Raw genomic sequence first — 21,481 nt, 5'->3', positions numbered from 1 at the left:
GCCGCGCGCCACGCCGCCCAACTCCGTTCCGTTGCCGCCATGTCCGCCGCCTCCACCGACCGTCCGACCGACGCCGCCTCGCCCCACTACTCGCGCAGCCTGCTGTTGCTGCTCGCGACGATCGCTGGCGTGTCGGTCGCGAACATCTACTACAACCAGCCGCTGCTCGACAGCTTCCGCTCGGCCTTCCCGGACGGCGCGTCATGGATCGGCGCGGTGCCGACCGCGACGCAGCTCGGCTATGCGGCCGGGATGTTCCTGCTCGCGCCGCTCGGCGACCGCTTCGATCGCCGCGGGCTGATCCTGATGCAGATCGCGGGCCTGTCGATCGCGCTGATCGTGGCCGCGGCCGCGCCGTCGCTGGCGGTGCTGGCCGTGGCGAGCCTTGCGATCGGCGTGCTCGCGACGATCGCGCAGCAGGCCGTGCCGTTCGCGGCCGAGATCGCGCCGCCGGCCGAGCGCGGGCATGCGGTCGGCACCGTGATGAGCGGCCTGCTGCTCGGCATCCTGCTGGCGCGCACGGCGGCCGGCTTCGTCGCCGAATATTTCGGCTGGCGGGCGGTGTTCGGCGCGTCGGTCGCGGCGCTCGTCGCGCTGGCCGCGGTGATCGTGCTGCGGCTGCCGCGCAGCTCGCCGACGTCGACGCTTCCGTACGGCAAGCTGCTCGGCTCGATGTGGCACCTGGCGGTCGAACTGCGCGGGCTGCGCGAGGCGTCGCTGACGGGCGCCGCGCTGTTCGCCGCGTTCAGCGCGTTCTGGCCGGTGCTCACGCTACTGCTCGCCGGTGCGCCGTTCCACCTCGGCCCGCAGGCCGCAGGGCTGTTCGGCATCGTCGGCGCGGCCGGTGCGCTGGCTGCACCGTACGCGGGCCGTTTCGCGGACACGCGCGGCCCGCGCGCGATCATCTCGCTCGCGATCGCGCTGCTCGCGGCGTCGTTCGTGATTTTTGCGCTGTCGGGAACGAGCCTCGTCGGGCTCGTGATCGGCGTGATCGTGCTGGATGTCGGCGTGCAGGCCGCGCAGATCTCGAACCAGTCGCGCATCTACGCGCTGAAGCCCGAGGCGCGCAGCCGCGTGAACACCGTGTACATGGTGTGCTACTTCATCGGCGGCGCGCTCGGCTCGTCGGCCGGCGTCGCGGCGTGGCACGCCTTTGGCTGGATCGGCATGTGCGCGGCCGGCCTGCTGTTTACCGCACTCGCCGGCTGGTCCCACCATCGCGGCGCACGTCGCGACTGAACGCCGCCCTGCGCGCCGGCGTCATGCGTCGGCCCGCGACGCGGCCGGATTGACGGCCGGCGGCGGCGTGAATGCCTGCGCGGGATCCATGACCGCGGCCGGGTCCACGACGGCGGCCGGTGCGGGCACCGCAAGCGGTACCGCGGAAGGCGCGAGGATCGGTGCCGGCTCCGGCATCGCCGCCTGAGCCGGTACTGACGCCGCATCCGCCGTCGGTTCGGCGGCGACGGTTGCCGCGGTCGCCACGGTCACCACGCCCGGCGCGGCATCGGCCGCCGCGCGCACCGCGGGCCGGCGCGCGGGATCGAACAGGAACGACAGCCCGACGCTGCCGAGGATCGCGACGGTGGCGACCACGGTTGCCGTCGTCACGGGCTCGCCGAGCATCAGCGCGCCGAGCGCGACCGCGACGATCGGGTTCACGTACATGCAGCTGCTCGCGATGATCGGGCTCGTGTGGCGAATCAGGTAGCCGTACGCGACGTACGCGGCCATCGTGCAGAACACCATCAGGTACACGAACGCGAACACCGGCGCGACCGCGACCTGCTCGATGCGCTCGCCCATCAGCCACGCCCCGATCGTGGACATCAACCCGCCCAGGCCGATCTGCAGCGACGTCGACAGGAACAGGTCGGACGGCAGCTTGAGCCGCGTCGCGAGATGCGCGCCGCCCGCCCAGAACAGCGCGCCGGCCAGCACGCAGATCGTGCCGAGCGCCGAGTTCGCGGCGGCCGCGCCGCCCGAATTCAGCACGACGATGCCGACCATCCCGAGCGCGACGGCCGCCCACTCGCCCTTCGTCACCGCGCGCCCGGCGACCGCCGCGATCACGGTCGCGAACAGCGGCACCGTCGCGACCATCACCGCGGCCGAGCCGCTGCTGACCGTGCGCATCCCGAGCGCGATCGTGCCCGACGACAGCGCGACCAGCATCGTGCCGACGATCGCCGAGTTGCGGATTTCGAGCAGCGTCGGCCATTCGGGCTTGCGCCGCAGCGCGAAGATGAACAGGCCGATCCCGCCGAGCAGGTTGCGCAGCCCCGACAGCAGCAGCGGCGGGAACGACTGCAGCGCGAAATGCAGGCCGCTGTAGGTCGAACCCCAGACGAAATAGATGAAGACGAGGGCGAGCGCGACGCGGCCGCCGCGGCTTTGCGGCAGGCGGATCCGGATCGGCAGGCGGGCGAGGAAATCGAGGAGGCGGTCGAGCGGGGTCATCGTTCAGCCCGCCCGCACGACGTGTCGCGTGCTCCGCTGAAAGACGCCGGAGAGACCGGCAAACGGCCCTGACTGGACCGGGAAGGCGGAGACGGACGTGCGGAACGACATGGCAGTGCGAACGGCGACGAATAAGAACCGGCAAGCGGCGGCAGAGGGTCGAAAAGCGGGCGCGAGCCGCTTCGGCTGCGCACGCTCGGCATTATGGCATCAAGGATTCGAAAGCATCATCAGACCAGTCTGAAAGCTTATCGACTGACGTTTCGGCGCGACATTTTTCGGCATCCGGACCAACCGGAGCGGGGGCCGGATACGCGCGGCGCGGGCGTCGCGCGGGCCGCCCGGCATCCCGTCCTGCAGCAGCGATCGCTCCATCGGCCTGATGGCCAGTCATGCGCTTCAGCGGTCGCTTCGCGCTTATGGTGATGATCGGCGACGGTCGGCAGGCGCATCCGGCCGCCGACATTCGCCCTTTCGACCCGCACACCACCCATACAAAATTTTGTATAATTCCACCATTCTTGCGCCGAAGCCCGTCGTGTTCGTCGGCACCGCACTCGACGACCTGCGCGGCTTTCCGCTTCTCGCGCGCCGCGAAGCCGGCCACCAGATCGACCAGGTTCAGCGTGGCCTCGCGCCCGACGACTGGAAGCCGATGCGCACCGTCGGCCCGGGCGTGCGGGAAATTCGCCTGCGCGATGCGAGCGGTGCGTTCCGGATCGTCTACGTCGCGACCTTCGCCGACGCGATCTACGTGCTGCATTGCTTCCGCAAGCAGTCGGCACGCACCTGCAAGACCGATATCGACCTGGCGGCCCGACGCTACCGGGCGCTGATGATGGAGAGGAAACGATGAGCAACGAACGTCATGCGAGCGTCTGGGACGCACTCGAAGGCCGGCCGGCCGAAGCCGAGAACATGAAGCTGCGCTCCGAGCTGATGATCGCGCTCAAGCAGCGCATCGCGCAGCTCGAGCTCAGCCAGGCGCAGGCCGCGCAACGGCTGGGCGTCACGCAGCCGCGCGTGTCCGATCTGCTGCGCGGCAAGATCAACCTGTTCGGGCTCGACGCGCTCGTGAACATGGCGGCGGCGGTCGGCCTGCGCGTCGACCTGCAGGTGCGCGAATCCGTGTGACACGCCGCGACGCAGGCAGCACGCGTTCGCGCGCCGCCGCATCACGATCCGCCGAACCAGTTGTACCCCTGATCGACCCAGTAGCCGCCCGGGAAGGTATCGGTCACGAAGATTTCCATGATGTGTTTCGGATTCTTGTAGCCGAGCTTGGTCGGCATCCGCAGCTTCATCGGGAAACCGAATTCCGGCGGCAGGCGATGGCCGTCGTAGTCGAATGCGAGCAGCGTCTGCGGATGCAGCGCGGTCGGCATGTCGATGCTTTCGTAGTAGTCGTCCGCGCATTTGAAGCCGACGTATTTCGCGTGCGTATCGGCGCCGGCACGCGCCAGAAACGCGCCGAACGGCGTGCCGCCCCAGCGGCCGATCGCGCTCCACCCTTCCACGCAGATGTGCCGCGTGATCTGCTCCGCGTGCGGCAGCGCATACAGCTCGTCGAGCGTCCACACGCGCTTGCCCGTCACGCGGCCCGACAGCACGAGCCGGTACGTCGATGCGTCGACGTGCGGCACGTCGTCGATGCCGTAATACGCGTTGAACGGGAACGGCCGCGTGATGTCAGCCTCGGTGTAGGTCGGCGCGAGCCGCTCGCCGCTGAAGAGCCACGCCTGCACGCGGTCGTTCATGCGCGACACCTTCTCGAGGAACGTGTTGACCGACGCGTCGTCCTTCAGCGTGCAGCCGGTCAGCATCGTCAGGCCGCCGAGCGTCAGGATGCGGCGATTGAACAGCCGCCGCGACGGCATCTCCAGCTCGCGGCGCACGTCGAGTTCGAGCGACTTGCGGTCGAGCGTCCAGCGCGAATCAGCGCGCCTGTATTCGGAATCCGACATGATGATTTCCTTCACCCGGAGTTGACGGGTCAGCGCCCGCGCAGCATCGCGAGCAGCGAGCGCGGCACCAGCAGCGCCATCGCGACGTGCACGACGAAGAACGCGACGAGCAGCGACATCGCCCAGAAATGCACGACGCGCGCGTTGTCGTAACCGCCGAACAGTTCGCGCAGCAGCGGAAACTGCACCGACTTCCAGATCGTCAGCCCGGACAGCACCAGCACGATCAGATCGACGATCGCGACCAGGTACGCGGCACGCTGCACCGCGTTGTAGACGCTCAGATCGTCGTGCGCGAGCCGGCCGCGCAGCGCGGCGCGCACGTCGCGCCACACGGACGCCGGCGTGACGGGCAGCATCTTGCGCGCGAGGCGCCCGGTCGCGATCGACATCGTCAGGTAGAACAGCCCGTTGCCGACCAGCAGCCACATCGCCGCGAAATGCCATTGCAGCGCGCCGCCGAGCCAGCCGCCGAGCGTGATGCCGTGCGGAAACACGAACGGCGGATAGATCGGCGACGCATCGTAGATGCGCCAGCCGGACAGCGCCATCAGGATCGCCGCGAGCGCGTTGAGCCAGTGGCTCACGCGCACCCACAGGGGATGAATCTTGCGGGCGGGCGGCGTGACGACCGCGCGCCCGGTGGCGGGAACGGTTTGCATGATGAAGACTCCCGGAACGGGTCGACGAGACGAGTCGAGTCGAGACAAAACGAGACGCGGGCGGCCGTCGTCGAGCACATGCGCCGGCCGCACGCCCTGCCCGGCTCCGTCAGTTCGACGGCGCCATCTTGTCGTCCGACTTCGCCTTGCCCATCTCGTCGTGCGACATCGCGTCTTTCTTCATCGCGTCCTTCTTCATCGCATGCTTCTTCATGGCGTCCTTCTTCATCGCGCCGTCCTTCGCCATCGCGTCGTGCCCCATCGCGTCCTTCGACATCGACGAGCCGTTTTGCGACATCGCGTCGTTCTGCGCATACGCGCCCGTTGCAAGCGTGGCGAAAGCAGCGACACAGGTGGCGATCAGTACGTTTTTCATGACATCTCTCCAAAACATGGGTTTAAGGAGCCGAATAGACGGACGACGTCGCGGGAAATGACAGCCGCTGCGAAATTTTTTTTGTGAGGTCGCGCGAAGGCGCGCCATGTTGCACCGCTTCGCCGCGGCCGGCCGAGCCGTGGGGCCGCGCGGCGGCGAAGCGCGCCGTCATTTCGACGGGCCATCACACCGCCCGCCATGCTGCGGCCGCACCGGGACGGCCGATCCCGTCCCGGTTGAAACCGCCGCCAAGCCAGTGTATCGTGTGCGCTGCTAACGCGGGGGTCCTGCAATGCGTTCGGTCAAACAACCGGCATTGCGGGTGAGAAATACCCTTTGAACCTGATCTGGATAATGCCAGCGCAGGGAAGCGTACGGATTTCACCGCCATCCTTCTGACGAAATCCGCCGCCTCACCAAGCCTCGTCTCCTGCTTAGCTCGAGCCCCACATTCGTCAAGGGCTCCGGGCAAGCGCCGAAGCGCCTGTCCGGCGCTCACACAGGAGATTGCATGAACGCCAATCCGAAGTTTCTGTCTGCCGACGCCCACGTCGACGCCGCGGCCGTTGCCCCGCTGCCCAATTCGCGAAAGGTGTATGTAACCGGCTCGCAGCCCGACATCCGCGTGCCGATGCGTGAAATCACGCAGGCCGACACGCCGACCGGCTTCGGCGGCGAAAAGAATCCGCCGATCTACGTGTACGACACGTCGGGCCCCTACACCGATCCGGACGCGAAGATCGACATCCGCGCGGGCCTGCCCGCGCTGCGCCAGCGCTGGATCGAGGCACGCGGCGACACCGAAGTGCTCGACGGCCTGTCGAGCCAGTACGGCCTCGAGCGCGCGGCCGACCCGGCTACCGCCGACCTGCGTTTCCCGGGCCTGCACCGCAACCCGCGCCGCGCGCAGGCCGGCAAGAACGTCACGCAGATGCACTACGCGCGGCAAGGCATCATCACGCCGGAAATGGAATACATCGCGATTCGCGAGAACCAGCGCCGCGCCGAATACATCGAGAGCCTGAAGTCGAGCGGCCCGAACGGCGCGAAGCTCGCCGCGATGATGGGCCGCCAGCACCCGGGCCAGGCGTTCGGCGCCGCGGCCTTCGGCGCGAACGCGCTGGCCGAGATCACCCCCGAGTTCGTGCGCGACGAAGTCGCGCGCGGCCGCGCGATCATCCCCGCGAACATCAACCACCCGGAATCCGAGCCGATGATCATCGGCCGCAACTTCCTCGTGAAGATCAACGCGAACATCGGCAACTCGGCCGTCACGTCGTCGATCGGCGAGGAAGTCGACAAGATGACGTGGGCGATCCGCTGGGGCGGCGACACGGTGATGGACCTGTCGACCGGCAAGCACATCCATGAAACGCGCGAGTGGATCATCCGCAACAGCCCGGTGCCGATCGGCACGGTGCCGATCTACCAGGCGCTCGAGAAGGTCAACGGCAAGGCCGAGGACCTGACCTGGGAAATCTTCCGCGACACGCTGATCGAGCAGGCCGAGCAAGGCGTCGACTATTTCACGATCCACGCGGGCGTGCGCCTGCAGTACGTGCCGCTCACCGCGAACCGGATGACGGGCATCGTGTCGCGCGGCGGCTCGATCATGGCGAAGTGGTGCCTCGCGCATCACAAGGAAAGCTTCCTGTACGAACACTTCGAAGAGATCTGCGAGATCATGAAGGCGTACGACGTGAGCTTCTCGCTCGGCGACGGCCTGCGTCCCGGCTCGATCTACGACGCGAACGACGAAGCGCAGCTCGGCGAGCTGAAGACGCTCGGCGAACTCACGCAGATCGCGTGGAAGCACGACGTGCAGGTGATGATCGAAGGCCCCGGCCACGTGCCGATGCAGCTGATCAAGGAGAACATGGATCTCCAGCTCGACTGGTGCAAGGAAGCGCCGTTCTACACGCTCGGGCCGCTGACCACCGACATCGCACCGGGCTACGACCACATCACGTCGGGCATCGGCGCCGCGATGATCGGCTGGTTCGGCACCGCGATGCTGTGCTACGTGACGCCGAAGGAGCACCTCGGGCTGCCGAACAAGGACGACGTGAAGGAAGGGATCATCACGTACAAGCTCGCCGCGCACGCGGCCGACCTCGCCAAGGGTCACCCCGGCGCGCAGGTCCGCGACAACGCGCTGTCGAAGGCGCGCTTCGAGTTCCGCTGGGAAGACCAGTTCAACATCGGCCTCGACCCGGACAAGGCGCGCGAATTCCACGACGAGACGCTGCCGAAGGATTCCGCGAAGGTCGCGCACTTCTGCTCGATGTGCGGCCCGCACTTCTGCTCGATGAAGATCACGCAGGACGTGCGCGAGTTCGCGGCGCAACAGGGCGTGTCGGAAAGCGAAGCGCTGAAGAAGGGGATGGAAGTCAAGGCGGTCGAGTTCGTGAAGACCGGCGCCGAGATCTATCACCGTCAGTAAGCCGGCCAGCGAACGCGGCGGTCCGCACGGACCGCATCGTGGCGCACTGCACCAGGCCCGCTTTCGAGCGGGCTTTTTTGCGTGCGCGCGCATGCGTCGTGCCTGCCGGCGCAAGGGAAACAATTGATTACGAAACCGTCGGAGTCTTAACAAGTCCTTACAGCAGCCCGGTGGGACGGCAGGTAGATTGGTTTCATGCGCGGCCGCAATCCGGCCATGCGACCTTCCGTTCACTACCGCAAGGACAACGATCATGAATGCTTCGATTCGGCGTTTTGGGGTATGCGCGCTGCTCGTCACGACGGTGGCCAGCCTGTCGGCCTGCGATTCGATGACGCGGCGCCAGCGCGATACGGCAATCGGTGCGGGTGTCGGCGGCGTCGCGGGCGCGGCGATCGGCGGCAACGCATTGTCGACGCTGGGCGGCGCAGCCGCCGGCGGCATCATCGGCAACCAGGTCGGCAAATAAGCCGGCCGGCTTACCCGGCTGCCGCGCGACGCGCGGCAAGCTCCGGCCTGACGGCGTTTCCGCGCGGCGGAAGCGCCGTTTTTCGTATGCGGCGCCGCAACACGACGCAGCGGCCCGGAAATGATCCGTTACCGTTTTGCGCATCTTGTCATCGCCGCGCGGCCTAAGCTTAAGCATCTGCCGATTGCCGGCTCCGCCGGAGAGACATCATGAACAGGACCCTCGTCGCACTCGCCGCCGCGGCGCTCGCGTGCACGACGCTCGCCGGCTGCTACTACCCGTACGGCTATTATCCCGGCGGCTATTACGCGGCCGCACCGGTACAGCCGGCGCCCGTGTACGTCGATCCGGGCCCCGCCTACTATTACCCGGCGCCCGCGTATGCGCCGGCATGGGGCGGTTATTGGGGACCCGCGCTGTCGCTCAATTTCGGCTTCGGCGGACGCGGCGGCTGGCACCACCATCACTGAGCGCGCCGCTCCATCCGCAGCCGGTCTCGCGCGGCCGGTCGCCCCGGGCCGGCGACCGGCGACATTCCCGTTTCTGGCCGTTTCTTGCCGTTTCATCCGATCGTGAAACGACGGCGCGGTAACGCGGTGTAAGATCCTTTGCATCCCGTCCCCTCGCCCGCCACGCTCGATGTCGCCCAAGAACGCCTTTCTGCTGACCGTCCTCGCCGCCCTGTGGGGCGCGTCGTTCCTGTTCATCCGGGTCGGCGTCGCCGACTTCGGTGTCGCGCCGCTGATGGCGCTGCGCGTGGGTATCGGCGCGCTGTTTCTCACCGGCTTCGCGCTGACGCGCTTCAAGCCCGCCGAGCTCGGCGCGCAGCTGCGCCGTCGCGCATGGCCGTTGTTCGTCGTCGGCGCGCTGAACTCGGGCATCCCGTTCTGCCTGTTCGCGTTCGCCGAACTGACGCTGTCGGCCGGCGTGACGTCGGTGATCAACGCGACGACGCCGCTGTGGGGCGCGCTCGTCGCCTACCTCTGGCTGAAGGACAAGCTGTCGCTGCCGCGCGCACTCGGCCTCGTGATCGGCTTTGCCGGCGTGCTCACGCTCGTGTGGGACCAGGTCGCCAACGCAAACGGCAGCACCGGCGCCAGCGCCACCGCGCTGGCTGCCGCCGCCGCGCTCGGCGCGACGCTGCTGTACGGCATCGCGGCCAACTACACGAAGCGCACGCTCAGCGGCGTCGATCCGCTCGTCAACGCGACCGGCAGCATGATCGGCTCGACCGTGCTGCTGCTGCCGTTCGCGATCGCGACCTGGCCCGCGGCTGCCGTCAGCGCGCATGCGTGGGGCGCCGTGCTCGCGCTCGGCATCGCCTGCACGGGCATCGCGTATTTCATCTTCTTCTACCTGATTGCGCATGTCGGCCCGGCGCGCGCGATTACGGTGACGTTCGTGATCCCGGTGTTCGGCCTGCTGTGGGGCGCGCTGTTCCTCGGCGAACATGTGTCGGTCGTGATGATCGAAGGCTGCGCGATCGTGCTCGTCGGCACCGCGCTTGCGACCGGCGTGATCAAGCGGATTCCCGGATTGGGCCCGCGCGGCGGCGAAGCGACCTGAGCGACGCGCAGGGCCCGCACCCTGCCGGTTGCAGGTTTCCCGCGACGCGCCGGCCACCGTTCGTCGAGCGCCGCGCATGGACCGGAGCGCGACGGCGCAGGTCGTTTTGCATCTGATGCCGATGCAGCCGCATGGCTTGTCCGTTTTTCCGTTTTCCTGATCCGCCGGCCTTCTTCGCACGCAATGCACGCGGCACACGCGGCGCTGTCGCCGCGTGCACGACCGGCGGCCCTTGCGTGTCGCGCTTGCGGGCTGACAGCCCGGTCCACGCGACGGTGTAGCGTTTGCGTCTGGAGTTACCCTGATACGCGCGCCGCGCCATTCCCGTTACACTCATAGCACTCATCCGCAGAAGGCGGTCACGATGCACCACGTTCTTTCGCGTCCACCTGCGCGTGCGACGGCTTCTGCGTGGCGCGCACGATACCGCCCCCCGATCGCCCCAGGGCATCGTTGACATGAAGCCCGCCCGCGACCTCTCGCTCGATTCCCTGCTCGAACGCCTGACACCGACGCCCAGCGGCTGGATCGCCACGTATCGCGACACGACGCTGCGCAGCGTGTTCCAACCCGTGCTGTCGATCACGCACAAGCGCGTGGTCGGCTATGAAGCGCTGCTGCGCGTCGTGGACGAGAACGGTACGCTGGCTTCGCCTGTCGCGCTGTTCGACAAGACGCGCGCTGCTGCCGACGCGCTGCTGCTCGACCGGCTCGCCCGCTGCCTGCATACGGCCAACTTCGTCGCGCAGGGCATCGGCGACGGCTGGCTGTTCCTGAACGTGACGCCACGCGTGCTCGATTCGGGCCTCGTGCAGCGCGAATTCGTCGAGGCGCTGTGCCGTCATTTCGCGCTGCCGCCGAACCGCATCGTGCTGGAAGTCGTCGAGCAGCCGTCGCGCGACGAAGCCGCGCTCGCCCGCACGATCGACATGATCCAGCATCGCGACTTCCTGATCGCGATCGACGATTTCGGCACCGGATTCTCGAATTTCGACCGCGTGTGGCGCGCGCGACCCGATATCGTCAAGCTCGATCGCTCGCTCGTCGAGCGCGCGAACGCGTCGGCCGACGATCGCCGCATCATGCATCACCTGGTATCGATGCTCCACCAGGCCGGCGCGATGGTGCTCGCGGAGGGTGTCGAAAGCGACGACGCGCTGCAGACGCTGATGGAAGCCGATATCGATTTCGTCCAGGGCTTCCAGTTCGGCCAGCCCGATGCGTCGATCGCGCACGCGAGCGCCGCGGCGCCCGCGATGCTCGACGCCGCGTGGCAACGCTTCATCGCGCACCGGCATACGCCGGCGATCGCCGAGCAACCGGGTTTCGATGCGATCGAGCGGCTCGTGCTCACCGGCGCGGCTGCCTTTTCCGCGAGCGGCAACCTGCAGGACGCCGCGCAGCGCGTATTCGCGGTGCCGGCCGCGCGCCGCGTGTTCGTCACGGACGAGATCGGCGAACAGTTCCTGCCGTCGATCGGCGCGCGCCCCGAGGATGGCCAGGCGAGCGGCACGCGGCTCGCACCGCTGTTCCCGGAGACGCACAGCAACTGGTCGCGGCGCCCGTACTTCCAGCGAGCGATCGCGGCGCCGGGGCGCGTCGCGCTGATGGGCCCGCACTTCTCGCTGACCGAAGGCCGCGACTGCTACACGGCGGCCGTCGCGATTCGCGCGCAAAGCCGCCTCGTCGTGTTCTGCGTCGACTTCGTGCTCGACAGCGCGGGCACCGTGATGCGCTGACGGGCGCGGCGGCGCTCGCCATGCCGGCCGGGCCGATCTTCCGTCAGTCGATCACCTTCCCTCTTCCGGATTTCACCACGCTGCGGCGCGACTTGTGTTCGAGCCGCCGCTCCTTCGATGCACGCGTCGGCCGTGTCGCCACACGCGCGCGCGGCGTGAGCGCGACGCTGCCGATCAATGCATCGAGCCGCGCGAGCGCTGCCTCGCGGTTTTTCTCCTGGGTGCGGTATTCCTGCGACTTGATCACGACGATGCCGTCGCGCGTGATGCGCTGGTCGGACAGCGCGAGCAGCCGCTCCTTGATGACGGGCGGCAGCGACGACGCGCGGATGTCGAAGCGCAGGTGAATCGCGCTCGATACCTTGTTGACGTTCTGGCCGCCCGCGCCCTGCGCGCGCACGGCGGTCCATTCGACTTCGGCCGGATCGAGCGTATAGCGGATCATCATCGCGTCGTCTCCTTGCGGCGCCGCGCGAGTGCCTCGTCGACGCGGGCCGCGAGGCCCGAATCGCGTTGCGTGCGCGTCGCGACCGCCTGCGCCAGCACACGCCGCGGGCCGATCACCTGCACGCGCGTACGCGCGCGCGTGACGGCCGTATAGACGAGTTCGCGCGTGAGCACGCGGCTGAACGACGCCGGCAGCACGAGCGCGGCCTCGTCGAATTCGGAGCCTTGCGATTTGTGGACGGTCAGCGCGAACGCCGTTTCGTGCGGCGGCAGCGCTGCAGGCGACACGGCGCGCGCGGAGCCGTCCGCGCGGCGGAACCACACGCGCAGCACGCCGTGCGCGTCCGGCAGCGCGATGCCGATGTCACCGTTGAACAGCCCGAGCGCATAGTCGTTGCGCGTCACCATGATCGGCCGCCCGGTGAACCAGTGTGCGCCGACCGCGAGCGGCACGCGTGCGGCATGCCGCACATGCGTGGCCACCAGCGCATTGACGTGCTCGGCGCCGCGCGAGCCCGTGCGCGTCGCGCACAGGATCCGGAAGCGGTTGAGCGCATCGAACAACGGCAACGGGTCGGGCACCGGCGCGGACAACGCGGCGCGCAAGGCATCGCGGTAGGCGCCGAACCGGCGCGCGAGCCGCTCGACGGTCGACGCCGCAAGCGTGTCGCCCGCATCGTCATGAAACGACGCGGCCGCGGCCTCGTCCGTCGGCAACGCGTCGAGCGCGCCCTGCACGTCGCCGCGACGGATCGCGAGCGACAGGCGGCCGATCGCCGAATCGAGACCGAAGCGGTAATTGCGTTCGAGCCACACGACGCAGTCCGCGAGCGGTGCGGGTGCGGGGGACGCGGCGGCAACGCCGTCCGCGGCGCGCGTTGCAACGGTCGACGCCCATGCCGAATCGCCCGCAGCGGCCGGATCGAACGGCGTGAGCTCGACCGCGTCGAGCCACGCGAGCTCGCCGGCCTCGATCCATGCAGGATCGACGGCGGCCGAGGTGCGATCGGTGTCGGTCGGCGCAAGCGCCGCAGGCGGCAACGAAGCCGCGGGTGGCGCGGCATCGGCCGGCGAAACCGCTTCAGCCTGCGGCTCGTCGTCGAACAGCGACGCCTGGCGCGTATCCACGTTCCGCCGCGCCGACGCCTTGCGCGCGGGAGCAGCCGGTAACGGAACGGATGCCGGCGCTGGAATTGGCGCGGCAACCGCCCCGGCCGCCCCCGCCGCCTCGCCGTCCGGCACCGGCAACGCCGCGACGAACGCCGCCTCGTCGACCCCGAGCGCGTCCGCGATGCGCGTGCGCGCCGTGGCGGTAAACGTCGGCCGGGCGCTGAGTTCGGCGAACACGGCGCCTGCTTCGACCGCGGCAAGCTGGTCCTTGTCGCCGAGCAACACGAGCCGTGCGCCGGGCGCGAGCGCATCGAGCAGATGCGCGGCGAGCGCGACGTCGATCATCGACGCCTCGTCGACCACGATCAGGTCGTACGGCAACGGATTGTCGCGATGATGGCGGAAGCCCGCCGCGCCGCCGCCACCCAGCAGGCGGTGCAGCGTGTAGGACGTGTCCGGCAGGCGCGCGGCAAGTTCCGGCGGCAGGTCGCCCGCCCGCCCGTGCAGCGCTTCCTGCATCCGCTGCGCGGCCTTGCCGGTCGGTGCCGCCAGCGCGATGCGCAAGCCCGGATGCGCGTCGAGCAGGCACGCCAGCACGCCGACGACGGTCGTCGTCTTGCCGGTGCCGGGGCCGCCGCTGACGATCGTCACGCGTCCCGTCAGCGCAACGATCGCCGCGACGCGCTGCCAGTCCACGTCGCCCGTCGCGGGCCCGAAGTAACGCGCGAGACTGTCGCGCAACCGGTCCGGCGACAGCGCGTCGCCCGGCGCGGCGATGCCGGCCTGCGCGACGAGCGCATCGGCGAGCCGACGTTCGTAGTCGAAATAGCGCGACAGATACAGATGGTCGAGCCGGTCGACGATCAGCGGCCGCTCGTCGCCGCGCGCGAGCGTGCCGAACGCCACCACGCCGCTCGCGGCAAGCGCGGCGCGCACGTCGTCGACCGGTTCCTCGTAGCGCTGCGCGAGCGCGCCGAGCGACACGCACACGTGACCGCCCGCGGTCGCCCGGCTCGTCGCGAACGCGGCGCGTGCCGCCCAGCGCGCGGCCGCGGCCGGCGCACCCGCGCGGCGCGACAGGTCGCCGATGCGCCGCGCGAACCCTTCCGCGAGCGCGATGCCGAAATCCGCGGGCTCGGGCAGGCGCGCGACGAGGCCACCGGTGAATTCGAGCGTATCGTCGGTGACGTTCATGCGCGGCCCCCTTCCATCATCCGGTCGAGCGCATCGACGAGTTCGCGCGCGGGCCGCCGCGCATGCACGCCGGCCGGTTCGCCGCCGCTGCGCCAGCCGGGCCGCACGCCGCGCACGAACAGGTACAGGTAGCCCGCCATGTGCGTGTCGTAGTCGTAGTCGGGCAGCCGCCCGCGCAGATAGCGATGCAGCGCGACCGTATAGAGCAGTGCCTGCAGGTGATACGCGTGATCGGCCATCGCGACGTCGAGCGCGCGCGGACCATAGGCATCCGGCGTATTGCCGAGGTGGTTCGACTTCCAGTCGACGATCCAGAAGCGGCCGTCGTGTTCGACGATCATGTCGATGAAACCCTTGATGAAACCGGCGAGCATGCCCGCGTCCAGCGCAACGTCCGGATAGCCGTGCGCGACCAGCAACCGGCGCAGCGCGCCCAGCTCGAGCGACGGCGCCGGGAACAGAAAACCCATTTCGTCGAGCCGCCTGGCGGGATCGAGATCCGCAAGCCGCATGCCCGGCACGAGCTCCGTGCGCACGACGTCGCCGACGAGCCGCGCCATCATCGCCGGCAGGCGCGTCGCGAGTTCGGGCTCGGCCTCGACCGGCCGGTCGTGCAGCGCGCCGAGCGCCGCCCGGTGCCACGAATCGGGCTCGGTGAACCGGCTGAGTTCGAACAGGCGGTGCAGGCATTCGCCCGCTGCCGCACCGCGCGGAAACACGAGGATGTCATCGTCCGGCGGCTCGACCGCAGCCGTGTCGGCCACGACGAACGCGCCGTCCGGCGCCACGGCGGCAAGCGCATCGTGATCGGGCCGCAGCTCGTCGTCCGGCACGAGCGCGACGCCTGCTTCCTCGCGTGCCATCGACGCGGTCAGCGAACTGAAGCTCGCCATCCGCCACGCGTCGCGCAACACGCGCGTCGCATGACGTGCCGCGAGCGTCTGCGATGCATCGTGCCCGGCCGCGAGCCGCTCGCGACGCGCCGGCACCGGCAACGGTGCAACGCTCACGGGCCCGCTCGCGAGTGCTTGCCACGCCGCGTCGAGCGCCGCTTCGTCGGGCGGCTCGTCGAGCCACGCGTCGAACGACTGGCCGGCGCCGGCCACGAGCCAGTTCAGCACGCTGCGCCTCGCCTCGCGGGTCGAGCGCGACGACAGATAAGGCCCGGCGACGAGATAGCACCGATAGACCGCGCGCGTGAGCGCCACGTAGACGAGCCGCGCGCGTTCGGCCGCCTGTTCGCGCAGCGCCTGGCGTGCGGCATGCTCGGCGGCTTCGTCGTCGCACCCGTAATGCAGCACGGCGTCGCCCGCGTCGTCGTGATACTCGCGGGCGTCGGGCAGCGCCGACGCGGGCGGCTCGCGCAGCCCGCCGTCGTTCAGGAACGGACAGAACACGACCGCGTATTCGAGGCCCTTCGACTTGTGCACGGTCACGATCTGCACGAGGTTGCGATCGGATTCGAGACGCAACTGGGCTTCCTCGCCGCCGCCGTCGAGCCGTTGCGCGGCGAGCCAGCGCAGCGTCGGCGCGATGCCCGGCTGCGCGGACGCGCGCGCCTGCGTCAGCTCGGCCAGATGGTTGATGTCGGTCACGCGGCGTTCGCCGTCCGCGCCGGCCATCAGCCGCTCGGCGATCCGCAACTCGCGCGTGAACGTGCGCCACATCACCGCGAAGCCGCGTTCGCGCCACAGCAGCCGATAGCGCGAGAAGCGCTCGACCCAGCTCATCGCGTCCGCACTGTCGCCAGCTTCGCGCGACGCGTCGCCGTCGCCCTGCTCCATTCGCCACAGCGCACCCGCATCGAGGCCGAACCAGTCGGCCGCCAGCGCCGCGCGCAGGCGCCGCAGGTCGCCCGGCGCATCGATCGCCGCCAGCACGCGCTCGAGCTGCTCCGCGTCGCCGGTCGAAAACACCGACGCCTGCGCGAGCTCGACGCTGCCGATGCCCCACGTCGCGAGCATGCGCTTCACGAGGCTGCCCTGCCGGTGCGTCTGCACCAGCACCGCGACGTCGCCCGGCGACAGCGGCGTACGCCCGAGCCGCACGTGCCCTTCGCGCGCGCCGCGCATCAGCCGGGCAATCTCGGCCGCGCACGCCTGCGCGGCCTGTGCCTGTGCGTCGCGCTTGAGCAGCGTGCCGTCGCCGCCCGGCAGCGCCCAGATCCGGAAATCGCCGGCCGGGCCTGGATCGGTGCCGTCGACGAACGGTGCACGCACGCGCGTGCCGGCTCGCACCGCGTAATAGTCGAGCCCGTCGAGCACGAACGCGCGCGGGTTCGACATGAAGAAGCGGTTGCACGCATCGACGATCGCCGGCGTCGAGCGCTGGTTGACCGCGAGCGTGTAGCACGCGCTCGCGCTGGCTCGCGCGGCGAGATACGTGTGCAGATCCGCCGCACGGAAGCTGTAGATGGCCTGCTTCGGATCGCCGACGAGAAAGAGTGGGCCGCCCGGCGCGAAGATCCGGTCGAAGATCGCGAACTGCAGCGGGTCGGTATCCTGGAATTCGTCGATCAGCGCGGCCGGATAGCGCGCGCGCAGCGTCTCGGCGAGCCACGGATGCGCATGCAACGCGTGATACAGGTTCGCGAGCAGGTCGTCGAACGACACGACGCGGCGCGTGCGCTTGCGTTCGGCCAGCGCGCCCGGCGCGGTGTCGAGCCAGTCGGCGATCAGCGCGAGCCAGCGCGCGCGCTGCGCGGCCTCGGCCGCGGCCACCGCCGCTTCGAGCGCATCGGCGACGTCGAAGAACGCATGCTCGGGCGTTGCGCCGCCCTTTTTCGTCGCCTTCACGAGCGCGGTGCGCGTGAGCTTGAGCGCCGCCTTCGGCAGCGCGGCCGCGGCATTGCCCTGCGCGAAATGCGCGGACCATGCTGCGAGCGCATCGGCGAGCGCGTCGGGCTTGTGCGAACGCTGGTTGAGCGCGGGCTGCGCGGTGCGCAGCAACACGTCGATCGCGTCGCGCTCGGCGGCCCACATCCGCGCGGCTTCCGCAAAGCACTCGGCGGCAGCGGCCTCAGCCGATTCGTCCGGTTCGTCGACGCCGTCCCAGCGCAGCGCGGCGAGCGGCTTCTTCAGCCGGCGCGCGAGCTGCGCGTCGAGCGCGGCCGGGCCCGCGCCCGAATCGACGAGCCACGTCGCGAAGCCCGGCCAGCGTGCGGCCAGCGGTTCGACGCGCGTGCGCCAGAAGTCGGCCGCAAGCTCGAAGCGCAGCGCCGCGTCGTCGGCCTGCATGTCGAACGCGAACGGCATCGCGGCCGCGAACGGCGCTTCCTGCAGCGCACGCTGGCAGAACGCGTGGATCGTGTGGATCGCCGCCTGGTCGAATGCGCGCAGCGCACGCCGGATCCGCTTCGCGGCAGTCTCGGGGTCGAGCGCGCCGGCTGCGCCGAGCGTCGTCTCGAGCAGGCGCGCGACGAACGGGTCGCCGCCGTCGTCACCGGTATCGAGCACATGGGCGAGCTGCGCCAGCCGGCCGCGGATCCGTTCGTGCAATTCGGCCGTCGCCGCCTTCGTGAAGGTCACGACGAGGATTTCGTCCGCGCCGAGATCCTTCTCCAGCAACAGGCGCACGTAAAGCGCGCAAATGTTCCAGGTCTTGCCGGTACCGGCCGACGCCTCGATCTGGTTGACGCCGTCGAGCGGGCACGCGAACACGTCGAGCTCGAGCGCCGCCTGCGGCTGGGATGCGGCGCTCATGCGACCTCCTTCAGGTGTTCCAGCATCGGCTCGAACACGAGCCGCGCGAGCGTGCCGAACGGCTCGTCGAGCGATGGATGCGCGCCGCGCCATGCGATCGCGATGGCCGGATCGTCGGCTTCGCTCACCACCCGCTCGTTGATCCATACGCTCGCGGCCTTCGCCTCGCCGTCGGACACGCACGCCCATGCGCTGCGCGGGAAGAAGCGCAGCGGCATGCGCCGCCCCGCGCGAAACAGCGCGGCCAGCGGCGCGAGGCGCTCGAGCGGCGCCGCGACCGGCGTGAGCTCGAAGGCGCCGCCGCTGCCGAACCACAGCGTGCGGCGCGGACCGCCGGGATCCACCGCGCAATAGACGAGATGCGCGAGCCACGCGGACAGGTAGTCGCGCGCGCTCGGCCGTGCATAGCGATAGATGATCTGGCCGGCCGGCGTCAGCCGGTTCAGCGTGCCGTGCAGCTCGAGCGGTGCACTCACCGCATCGCGCGACAGCATCGCGTCGTCGGCGCCGAACAGCGCCTGGTCGGTGTCGGGCCATGCGGGCGCGATCGCGAGCGCGAACGGCCGCCGTTCCATGCCGTCGGCCAGCGCACGCCGCACGTTCGACGCAAGCTGCGTCATCGAGCCGAGCGCCTGGTCGCGCCACACCGCGCCCGTCGCGCCGCCCGGCAGTTCCGGGCTGGCGTCCGCGATGCGCAGCGCATGATCGTGCACGCCCCCTTCGTCCGATTCGATCAACAGCGGCAGCACGCGCTCGGCGAGCGCGTCGCTGCCCGCGAAGTCGAGTGCGAACGGCTCCGTGTCGAGCAGTTCGGCCTGCGCGTCGGACAGCACGATGCCGAGCCGCGCACGCAGCAGCGCGCGGGCCGGATGCCGCCAGAAACGTTCGAATTCGCTGAACGCGACGGGCTCGACCGGCTCGGCCGGCAGCGGCTGCGCGAAAAACGGCTGCTCGCGCGTCGCGTCGCGCGCGGCTTCGGCTGCCAGCAGCGACGCGAGTGTCGCGCGCTCGGCGTCGTACGAAGCCAGTTCGCTGCCGGGCCGGAAATACTCGGCCGCGAACGGTTGCAGCGGATGTTCGACGATGAACGCGCGCCGCGCGGCATCGACCGCGTCCGGCGCGGCGTCGTCGCCGGCCGTGACGAGCGCGAGATGGTCGAGCAGTTCGTCGACGAGCGCCGCGGGCGGCAACGGCGCGTTGTCGCGAATGCTGCGCCCCGTATAGGCAATCAGCAGCCGGTCGCGCGCGGCGAGCAGCAGGTCGAGGAACAGGTTGCGCTCGTCGTCGCGGCGCTGCCGGTCGCCGAGCTTCGGCAACACGGCCATCAGGTCGAACTCGTCCGCGCGGGCGAGGCTCGGCAGCACGCCGTCGTCCATCCCGAGCAGGCACACGACGCGGTACGGCAGCCCGCGCAAGCTCGTCAGCGACGAGAACGTGACGCCGCCCCACGGCACCCCGCCGCGCGCCGGATCGTCGAGCGCGGCGGCCAGCCCCGCGCGCACGACGGCCGCGGGCAACGCCTCGTCGGGCGCACCTTCCGTCATCGCGGCGAGCATCGCGTCGAGCGCGTCGCGCACGCCCGAGAGCGCATCGGCATACGCGGCGCCGGAGTCGAAGAACCGTGCGAGCGTGTCGGCGAACAGTTCGCTCCATGCGCGCGGCGTGTGTGCGTCGGCAAGCCGTCGCGAGAAGCCGTCGAGATCGTCCGTGAAGCGCGCGAGCCGGCCGAGCAGTTCGGCCTCGCTGCCGGTTGCCGCCTCGATCGGCAGCCACGCGCCGACCGGTGCCGCGCCTTCGGGCATCGCATAGCCGAGGAACAGCCGCGCGAGCGCATCGGAAAACGTATGGCGCGGCGCCGGCACCGCCGCATCGTCGCTCGCCGTCGGCGACAGCCCGCGCCGCGCGCCGGCGGCCGCGAGCCAGGTCTGCACCGTCTCGAGCGCGGCCGCGTCGATGCCGTAACGGGCCGCCACCGCGTCGACGCGCAGCCATTCGACCAGCTCCGGCGCGCCGACCTGCCGTTCCGGCAACGCGAGCCATTCGAGCAGCACGCGCGCGACCGGGTTCGCCTGCGATGGCGGCAGGCCGGTGATCCGGTAAGGCACGCGCGCGCCGCCGGCGCCCGCCGTGCCGAACACGGCATCGATCAGCGGCCCGGCCGCCGCGAGATCCGCGACCGCCACCAGCACGTCGGACGGCTGCAGCGTCGCGTCCGCATCGAACCACGCGAGCAGGCGGTCGTGCAGCACCTCGAGCTGGCGCGCGAGGCTGTGGCACACGTGCACCTCGATCCCGCGCTCGACCGGCGCTTCGCCGAGCGCGGCCTCCGGCTGCAGGTCGAGGATCGCGTTCTGTACGCGCGCAAGCCAGGTCGGCGCGGGATTCCCGACGAAACGCGACGCATCGCCCGACGCGGCGCTTTCAGTCAGTTCGTGCAACATGTGTAGCTGCGCCTGCGTCTGCCGGCCCCACTCGGCGAGCAGCGGATGGCCGACTTCCTGGTAGTCGAGCCGGCCGGCCGCGTCGAGCGCCTCGGCATGCGCGGCGGTGACGATGTCGAACCAGAATTCGCGGCACGGGTTGAGCGCATAGACGCGCACGTCGATCCAGCGCGACAGCTCGCGCAGCAGCGCGACGTGCAGCGGCGGCATCGTCGGCAGCGCGAACACGCTGACCGATTCCGGCCAGTCGGCACGCGGGACGGTTTCGGGATCGAGGTTGCGCGCCTCCACCAGGAAGCGATGCGCGGGCGGCGTGCCGCTGTCGCTCAGCTCCGCGAGCAGCGCGCGCCACAATGCGGCTTGCCAGCGCTCGTCGTCGCGTGCGGCGTCGCTGATCCCGCGCGGCGCGGCGTCGCCCGCGAGCACCGATTCGCCGGCCTGCCATGCGGCCAGCCATTCGGGCCGGTAAGTCAGGTAATGATCGAGCACGGCCGCGACGCGCTGCGCGAGCTCGTAGCGCATTGCATCGTCGGACGCGGACAGATACGCGGCCAGCCGCGGCGACGCGAGCCACGGCGCGCCGCCCGCGCCCTGCGCGAACAGCCGGTAGCAGCGCCACACGAGGCGATCGGGTGCGAACGGCGAGCGTGCCGGCACCGTCAGCACGCGGCCGATCTGTGCCCACAGCCATTGCGCGAGATACGTGAACTCGACGTTCGCGCACACGCCGTGGCGCGCGGCGATGTCGAGTTCCAGACGGCGGCGCAGCGCCGCGCTCGGCACGATGACCTGCTGCGGCGCCCACGGGCCGTTGCGGGCCGGGAACGCGGCCAGGTCGTCGAGCAGCGCGTCGGCCAGCGTCTCGTGACGGTTCGAATAGAAGAGATGGAGCATGAAGCGGGTGTCGGA

At 70.0% G+C, this 21,481-nt stretch carries 16 protein-coding genes and 1 riboswitch; of the genes, 8 read left to right on the top strand and 8 right to left on the bottom strand.

The window, feature by feature from the left end; genetic code table 11:
* Positions 1-39: 39 nt before the first annotated feature.
* A complete protein-coding gene (locus DIE12_RS16810) occupies positions 40-1,239 on the top strand; it encodes an MFS transporter (protein WP_044848004.1) in 1,200 nt (399 codons plus the stop codon).
* A gap of 21 nt (positions 1,240-1,260) precedes the next feature.
* On the opposite strand, the gene DIE12_RS16805 is transcribed toward DIE12_RS16810, so the two are convergent.
* A complete protein-coding gene (locus DIE12_RS16805) occupies positions 1,261-2,460 on the bottom strand; it encodes an EamA family transporter (RefSeq protein WP_124487538.1) in 1,200 nt (399 codons plus the stop codon).
* Positions 2,461-2,962: 502 nt separating this feature from the next.
* Here DIE12_RS16805 and DIE12_RS16795 point away from each other — a divergent pair.
* Positions 2,963-3,316, top strand: a complete 354-nt coding sequence (locus DIE12_RS16795) for a type II toxin-antitoxin system RelE/ParE family toxin (RefSeq protein ID WP_124487537.1) — start codon at positions 2,963-2,965, stop codon at positions 3,314-3,316.
* Complete coding sequence (locus DIE12_RS16790) at positions 3,313-3,594, top strand: helix-turn-helix domain-containing protein (protein WP_124487536.1); 282 nt, start codon at positions 3,313-3,315, stop codon at positions 3,592-3,594. Before DIE12_RS16795 ends, DIE12_RS16790 begins: the two co-directional genes overlap by 4 nt.
* Positions 3,595-3,635: 41 nt before the next feature.
* On the opposite strand, the gene DIE12_RS16785 is transcribed toward DIE12_RS16790, so the two are convergent.
* From DIE12_RS16785 to DIE12_RS16775, 3 genes are all read right to left on the bottom strand, one after another.
* Positions 3,636-4,424, bottom strand: coding sequence for a molybdopterin-dependent oxidoreductase (locus DIE12_RS16785; RefSeq protein ID WP_124487535.1), 789 nt, complete (start codon positions 4,422-4,424; stop codon positions 3,636-3,638).
* A gap of 29 nt (positions 4,425-4,453) precedes the next feature.
* Complete coding sequence (locus DIE12_RS16780; protein WP_124487534.1) at positions 4,454-5,086, bottom strand: cytochrome b/b6 domain-containing protein; 633 nt, start codon at positions 5,084-5,086, stop codon at positions 4,454-4,456.
* A 109-nt stretch (positions 5,087-5,195) separates the two neighbouring features.
* On the bottom strand, positions 5,196-5,462 hold the full coding sequence (locus tag DIE12_RS16775; RefSeq protein ID WP_044848009.1) for a pentapeptide MXKDX repeat protein: 267 nt from the start codon (positions 5,460-5,462) through the stop codon (positions 5,196-5,198).
* Positions 5,463-5,732: 270 nt separating this feature from the next.
* Positions 5,733-5,849: riboswitch (TPP riboswitch) on the top strand.
* Between the two features lie 124 nt (positions 5,850-5,973).
* On the opposite strand from DIE12_RS16775, the gene thiC reads away from it, so the two are divergent.
* The 5 genes from thiC to DIE12_RS16745 all read left to right on the top strand — a co-directional run bounded on the left by thiC (position 5,974) and on the right by DIE12_RS16745 (position 11,679).
* Complete coding sequence (gene thiC / locus DIE12_RS16770) at positions 5,974-7,905, top strand: phosphomethylpyrimidine synthase ThiC (protein ID WP_044848010.1); 1,932 nt, start codon at positions 5,974-5,976, stop codon at positions 7,903-7,905.
* Between the two features lie 253 nt (positions 7,906-8,158).
* Entirely contained in the window at positions 8,159-8,374 is a 216-nt protein-coding gene (locus tag DIE12_RS16765) for a glycine zipper 2TM domain-containing protein (RefSeq protein WP_044848011.1), read from the top strand.
* A gap of 209 nt (positions 8,375-8,583) precedes the next feature.
* Positions 8,584-8,844 carry a hypothetical protein gene (locus DIE12_RS16760; RefSeq protein ID WP_044848012.1) on the top strand — a complete coding sequence of 87 codons (261 nt, stop codon included), beginning with the start codon at positions 8,584-8,586 and terminating at the stop codon, positions 8,842-8,844.
* A 169-nt stretch (positions 8,845-9,013) separates the two neighbouring features.
* On the top strand, positions 9,014-9,940 hold the full coding sequence (locus DIE12_RS16755; RefSeq protein ID WP_124487533.1) for a DMT family transporter: 927 nt from the start codon (positions 9,014-9,016) through the stop codon (positions 9,938-9,940).
* A gap of 458 nt (positions 9,941-10,398) precedes the next feature.
* Positions 10,399-11,679: an EAL domain-containing protein gene (locus DIE12_RS16745; RefSeq protein ID WP_124487532.1), complete on the top strand. Its 1,281-nt coding sequence runs from the start codon at positions 10,399-10,401 to the stop codon at positions 11,677-11,679.
* Positions 11,680-11,722: 43 nt separating this feature from the next.
* On the opposite strand, the gene arfB is transcribed toward DIE12_RS16745, so the two are convergent.
* From arfB to recC, 4 genes are read right to left on the bottom strand one after another with little or no spacing between them, the layout of a single operon-like run.
* Positions 11,723-12,127 carry an alternative ribosome rescue aminoacyl-tRNA hydrolase ArfB gene (arfB, locus tag DIE12_RS16740; RefSeq protein ID WP_124487531.1) on the bottom strand — a complete coding sequence of 135 codons (405 nt, stop codon included), beginning with the start codon at positions 12,125-12,127 and terminating at the stop codon, positions 11,723-11,725.
* Entirely contained in the window at positions 12,124-14,430 is a 2,307-nt protein-coding gene (locus tag DIE12_RS16735; RefSeq protein ID WP_124487530.1) for an AAA family ATPase, read from the bottom strand. The genes arfB and DIE12_RS16735 overlap by 4 nt, the downstream gene beginning before the upstream one ends.
* Entirely contained in the window at positions 14,427-18,131 is a 3,705-nt protein-coding gene (gene recB, locus DIE12_RS16730; RefSeq protein ID WP_124487529.1) for an exodeoxyribonuclease V subunit beta, read from the bottom strand. The genes DIE12_RS16735 and recB overlap by 4 nt, the downstream gene beginning before the upstream one ends.
* A complete protein-coding gene (gene recC, locus DIE12_RS16725; protein ID WP_124487528.1) occupies positions 18,128-21,466 on the bottom strand; it encodes an exodeoxyribonuclease V subunit gamma in 3,339 nt (1,112 codons plus the stop codon). Before recC ends, recB begins: the two co-directional genes overlap by 4 nt.
* Positions 21,467-21,481: the final 15 nt, after the last annotated feature.

This window comes from Burkholderia sp. Bp9015 (genome assembly GCF_003853505.1).
Taxonomy (GTDB): domain Bacteria; phylum Pseudomonadota; class Gammaproteobacteria; order Burkholderiales; family Burkholderiaceae; genus Burkholderia.
The sequence above is the reverse complement of the archived record's forward strand: the minus strand, read 5'-3'. Positions and strand labels throughout refer to the sequence as shown.